Below are 5,670 nucleotides of genomic sequence, written 5' to 3' on the forward strand. Positions count from 1 at the left end.
GTCGACCTTCGCCAAATTGCTGTCCGGCCGGTTGAAGCAGGAGAGCGGCACCATGACGGTGGCGCCCGGGCTGAAGGTGGCGATCTTCGCTCAGCATCAGCTCGACGATCTGCGGCCGGACGAAAACGCCTACGAGCATGTCCGCCGGTTGATGCCGGAGGCGCCGGAATCGAAGGTACGCGGCCGCGTCGCCCAGTTCGGCCTCACCACCGAGAAGATGAACACCGCCGCCAAGGATCTGTCGGGCGGCGAGAAGGCACGACTGTTGATGGGCCTGTCGGCCTTCGAGGGGCCGAACCTGTTCATCCTCGACGAACCGACCAACCATCTCGACATCGACAGCCGCGAATCGCTGATCCATGCGTTGAACGAATTCCCTGGCGCCGTCATCCTGATCTCGCATGATCGCCATCTGCTCGAGGCAACCGCCGACCGGCTGTGGCTGGTCAAGGACGGCGCGGTCAACCCCTATGACGGCGATCTGGAAGACTACAAGACGCTGGTCACCGGCGTGTCCGGCGACCGCCGCGGCAAGCGCGAGGCCGACAAGGCATCAAAGGCCGACCGCCGTCGCGATGCGGCGGCACGCCGCGCCGCCTTCGAGCCGCTGGCCAAGGAAATCCGCGCCACCGAAGCGCTGATGGACCGCATCCGCAAGCGCATCGACGGCATCGAGGACGAACTGTCCAATCCGGCGGTGTACGAAAAGGATCCCTCGACGGCGACCCGGCTGGCCAAGGAGCGCTCGCAACTGGCCCAGACGCTGGCCGGCCACGAGGAAAAGTGGCTGTCCATGTCGGCAGAGTATGAGGAAGGCACGGCGGAGTGATTACGCAATCTCCCCACAAGTGGGGAGATTGGCTAATCATCTGGCCCTACACGCGCCCTTTGAAACCCGCTAGTCTTGCCGCATGAACCAGCACGCCAAGCTCAGAATCGGCCATTCCGCCTGTCCGCATGATTGCCCGTCGACCTGTGCGCTCGAGGTCGAACTGCTCGACGGCAATCGGATCGGCCGCGTCCATGGCGCCAAGTCCAACAGCTACACCGCCGGCGTCGTCTGCGCCAAGGTTGCGCGTTATGCCGACCGCGTCCACCATCCCGACCGTTTGCTGAAGCCGCTGATCCGCGCCGGCGCTAAGGGCGACGGCGCCTGGAAGGAAGCGAGTTGGGAGGCCGCGCTCGACCTCGTCGCCGAAAAGTTCATTGCGGCCGAGGAGAGGTACGGCTCGGAGACGATCTGGCCCTACTACTATGCCGGCACGATGGGGCTGGTGCAGCGCGACGGCATCGACCGGCTGCGCCACGCGAAAAAGTATTCCGGCTTCTTCGGGTCAATCTGCACCAATCTCGCCTGGACGGGCTGGATGATGGGGGCCGGCGCCTTGCGCGGGCCGGACCCGCGCGAGATGGCGAAATCCGATTGCGTGGTGATCTGGGGCACCAATGCGGTGGTGACCCAAGTCAACGTCATGACCCACGCCATCAAGGCGCGCAAGGAGCGCGGCGCCAAGATCGTCGTCATCGACGTCTACGAAAACGCGACGATGAAGCAGGCCGATCTCGGCCTGGTGCTGAAGCCGGGCACCGACGGCGCGCTGGCCTGCGCGGTCATGCATGTGCTGTTCAAGGAGGGCATGGCCGACCGCGCCTATCTCTCGAAATACACCGACGACCCGAGAGGGCTGGAAGCGCATCTCGAGACGCACACGCCGGCGTGGGCGGCCGGGATCACGGGCCTGACGGTTGCCGAGATCGAGGCCTTCGCCCGCCTCGTCGGCACGACCAAGAAGACCTATTTCCGCCTCGGCTATGGTTTTGCACGCCAGCGCAATGGCGCCGTCAACATGCATGCCGCCTCGTGCATCGCGGCTGTCACCGGCAGCTGGCAATATGAGGGCGGCGGCGCCTTCCATTCCAATTCCGGCATCTTCAAGCTCAACCAGGATGTGCTCGAAGGCACCAAGATGCGCGATCCCTCGATCCGCTATCTCGACCATTCGCGCATCGGCCCGGTGCTGACCGGTGCCAGCGATGCGCTCTATGGTGGCCCGCCGGTGACGGCGATGCTGATCCAGAACACCAATCCGGTGAATGTCGCGCCGGAGCAGCGGCTGGTGACGCAAGGCTTCCTGCGCGACGACCTGTTCACTTGCGTGCACGAGCAGTTCATGACCGACACGGCCAAGCTTGCCGACATCGTATTGCCGGCCACGATGTTCCTCGAGCACGACGATGTCTACAAGGGCGGCGGCAACCAGCACATCACGCTTGGCCCCAAGCTGATCGAGCCGCCGGAGGGACCGCGCACCAACCATTTCGTCATCGAGCAATTGGCTGATCGCCTCGGTGTCGCCGACCGTCCGGGTTTCGGCCTGACCGAGCAGCAGCATATCGACATCATCCTGGGCAAGCGCGGGCTGGGCAGTTTCGAAAGCTTGAAGCAAGACAAATGGGTCGACCTGCAGCCGGATTTCGAGGCAGCACACTTCATCAACGGATTTGGCCACGCGGATGGAAAATTCCGCTTCCGCGCCGACTGGACCGGGCAGGCGGCGCCCAACCGGCCGCCCAAAAGCATGGGCCTGTTCGGCCCGGTGGCGCGGCTGCCGGAATTCCCCGACCATGTCGACCTGATCGAGGTCGCCGACGAAGCCCACCCGTTCCGGCTGACGACGTCGCCGGCGCGCAACTTCCTCAATTCGACATTCTCGGAAACACCGGTGTCGAAAGCCAGGGAGGGCCGCCCGGAACTGCTTCTACATCCCGACGATGCCGCGGCACTTGGGCTGGCCGATGGCGACCGTGTCGAGGTCGGCAACCAGCGCGGCGAAGTCGTGCTGCATGCAAAACTGTTCGACGGCATCAAGCGTGGCGTGGTGATCGCCGAAGGCATCTGGCCAAACAGCGCCCATGAGCGCGGCGAGGGCATCAACGTTTTGACCGGCGCCGACGCGCCTGCACCCTATGGGGGTGCTGCCTTCCACGACAACAAGGTCTGGCTGCGCGCGGCAAGGTGAGAGAACTCAGTTGCTCTCGCGTCAAATTATACCGGCAGGGCTTCGGCCACCTTCTTTCGGTTTCGCCTAAGACTGATGTCGTCGGCGATCTGCTCGGCCTCGATCGAGATTTCGCGCAGCAATCCGGTGACCGGACTGTGAAAGCCGATGAGATAGAGGCCAAGCTCTGAAGCCCTCGCATTGACGCCGCTGCGCTCTGGCTGAACGCCGGGCTCCAGCAATTTGGCGTAGCCGGGCCGGAAGCCGGTGGCGAAGATGATCGCATCGAACTCGCCATGCCTGCCGTCGGCAAAACGGGCGCCCTGTTCGGTGATCTCGGCAATGTCGGGTACGATCTTGATCGCACCTTCGCGGATCTTGCTCACCGTGCCGATATCGATCGTCGGAATGCGGGACGCCTCGCTGATCTGCTGCAGCATTCCTTGCTTGGGCCGCTTGAGCCCGTACTTCTCCAGCCTGCCCAACGCCAGATCGAGGATGATGGGGAACAAGGCATCGTTGATGCGCTGCGGCATCAGGCGCGCCGCCATGCCGATCATCTGGATGGGCACGCCAAGCAGTTCGCGCGGTACGATATGAACGCCGCCGCGCACCGAAATCGTCGGCCGCGCACCGCCTTCCACCAGATCGAGCGCAATCTCGGCGCCGGTATTGCCCATGCCGACGATCAGCACCGGCTGACCGGCGAAAGGCATTGCGTTGCGATAGTCGGCGCTATGCAGCTTTCGGCCCTTGAAGGTATCGGCGCCGGCAAATCCGGGCATCAGCGGCTCTGCGTTGTTGCCAGATGCAATCACAACGTTTGAAGCATGCAAGGGGCCGGTCGTCGTATCCACGAGCCAGCTTCTGCCCCGCCGGGTGATCGCCCGCACTGTTTCTCCAAATCGCGGCCGCAGATCGAAACGTTGCGCATAGGCATCGAGATAGTCGACGAAGAGATCGCGCGGCACATAACGCGGATAGTCCCTGGGGAAGGGCGCGAAGGGCAGCGAGGAAAAGCGCTTGGCCGTGTGCAAATGGACGCGCTCATAGTGGCGTCGCCAGGCGGGTGCGGCCTGCTGCTCCTTTTCCAGCAGGACGAAATCCGGCCCGCTCTGCCGCAGGCACGCGGCAATGGCCAGGCCCGCCGGCCCGGCACCGATGATCGCAACTGGGGTGGTGTCGTCCAAGCGCGCCTCCGCGGCAGAATTCACAGCCCGAGAATGTCAAAAACATGGTGGGAAAGTAAAGGCCTGCCGCGCGACAAATATTTAGACAGGCAAAGGCACCGTCAACCCTACCTTGACCCGGTCCATGGCAACGAACGTGCGGAATTTTCGGACATTGTTGCTGTCGAAGAACAGTTTTCGCGTCAGCGCCTCATAGGCGCCCATGTCGGCCACTGTGATGACCAGGATGAAGTCGGCCTCGCCGGTGACGTAATAGCATTGCTGGACCTCGGGGGTCGCCGAGAACTGCCGCTTGGCCGCGTCGATCAGTTCGGCGCGTTCGCTCTCGAGTTCCACCTCGACGAAGATGGTGATGGGGTGGCCGACCGCTGCCGGCTCGACGACAGCGACATTGCCGGCAATGACGCCGGTCTGCTCCATGCGCTTGATGCGGCGCTGCACCGCCGGCGCCGACAGGTTCACCGCCTCGCCGATCAACCGCTGCGGCGTCGTGTTGTCGCGCTGCAGGATGGCAAGGATGGCGAGATCGAAACTATCGAGCGAGGACGGCAATGCAGGCAATGGAATATCCCGGACGAAACAAACTTGCATTTAAGAGACCATATTACAGCGCTCTTTGCGTCGCTCCTGCAATATGTTCTCGCTGACCAACGGGACCGGCCAATGTTCCTGCTCAACCGCAACGCATCGCACCGCCGGCCGCTCGATCCGATCGATGCCGAAACCCTTGGCGTGGCCGGAGCCGACACAGTCGAGCGTTTTCTCAGCCACCGCGACAATCACCGGATGACGCCGCTGCATGCACTGCCGGCGCTCGCCAGCGAATTCGGACTGGGCGCCATCCATATCAAGGATGAAGGCTTTCGCCTCGGCCTCGGCAGCTTCAAGGCGCTTGGCGGCGCCTATGCCGTCTTCCGCCTGGTGCTGGAGGAGGCCGGCAGTCGCCTTGGCCGGCCCGTCGACATGGCCGATCTCGATCAGGCTGACGTGCGGGCGGTCGCCGCGGCGATGACATTTGCCTGTGCGACCGACGGCAATCATGGCCGCTCCGTCGCGCAAGGCGTGCAACTCGTCGGCGCGCGGGCGGCGGTCTTCGTCCACGCCGGGGTCAGCGAGGAGCGCATCGCGGCGATCGCCCGCTATGGCGCCGAGATGATCCGCGTCCACGGCAATTATGACGATTCGGTCAGGCAAGCTGCCCAAGTTTCGGCCGACAAGGACTGGACCGTAGTCTCCGACACCTCGTGGCCGGGCTATGAGCGCATTCCCGGCCTGGTCATGCAGGGCTATACCGCGATCGTACGCGAAGCCTTGCGCCAACTCCCTCGGACGCCGACCCACGTCTTCGTGCAGGCCGGTGTCGGCGGCATTGCCGCCGCGCTGGCCGGTCATCTGGCCATCGTGCTCGGTGACGCCAGGCCGACCTTCATCGTGGTCGAGCCGGCGCGTGCCGCTTGTGTTCTCGCAGCCGCCCAGGTCGG

General features: G+C 64.0%; 5 protein-coding genes. 3 read left to right on the forward strand and 2 right to left on the reverse strand.

What is annotated here, in order from left to right:
- Together EN932_RS27620 and EN932_RS27625 are read left to right on the forward strand one after the other, a co-directional pair.
- The coding region (locus tag EN932_RS27620; RefSeq protein WP_164890644.1) for an ATP-binding cassette domain-containing protein at positions 1-829 on the forward strand (829 nt) is incomplete at its 5' end.
- 82 nt (positions 830-911) lie between these two features.
- On the forward strand, positions 912-3,020 hold the full coding sequence (locus EN932_RS27625) for a molybdopterin oxidoreductase family protein (RefSeq protein WP_127366038.1): 2,109 nt from the start codon (positions 912-914) through the stop codon (positions 3,018-3,020).
- 26 nt (positions 3,021-3,046) lie between these two features.
- Here the strand turns inward: EN932_RS27625 and EN932_RS27630 are convergent, their stop codons facing one another.
- The gene (locus EN932_RS27630; protein WP_127366037.1) at positions 3,047-4,189 is read right to left on the reverse strand and encodes an NAD(P)/FAD-dependent oxidoreductase; all 1,143 of its coding nucleotides are present in this window, start codon (positions 4,187-4,189) and stop codon (positions 3,047-3,049) included.
- 81 nt (positions 4,190-4,270) lie between these two features.
- Positions 4,271-4,780 (reverse strand): Lrp/AsnC family transcriptional regulator, encoded by a 510-nt coding sequence (locus tag EN932_RS27635; RefSeq protein ID WP_164754774.1) that lies wholly within the window; start codon positions 4,778-4,780, stop codon positions 4,271-4,273.
- Between the two features lie 72 nt (positions 4,781-4,852).
- Between EN932_RS27635 and EN932_RS27640 the strand changes: the two genes are divergently transcribed.
- Positions 4,853-5,670: diaminopropionate ammonia-lyase (locus tag EN932_RS27640; RefSeq protein ID WP_128369219.1), on the forward strand; the 818-nt coding region annotated here is incomplete at its 3' end.

The organism is Mesorhizobium sp. M7A.F.Ca.US.002.01.1.1, assembly GCF_004022955.1.
GTDB lineage: Bacteria > Pseudomonadota > Alphaproteobacteria > Rhizobiales > Rhizobiaceae > Mesorhizobium > Mesorhizobium ciceri.

Coding starts and splice junctions, on each gene's coding strand:
- EN932_RS27635 (WP_164754774.1), bottom strand. CDS start 4,780: ATGCAAGTTTGTTTCGTCCGGGATATTCCATTGCCTGCATTGCCGTCC.
- EN932_RS27625 (WP_127366038.1), top strand. CDS start 912: ATGAACCAGCACGCCAAGCTCAGAATCGGCCATTCCGCCTGTCCGCAT.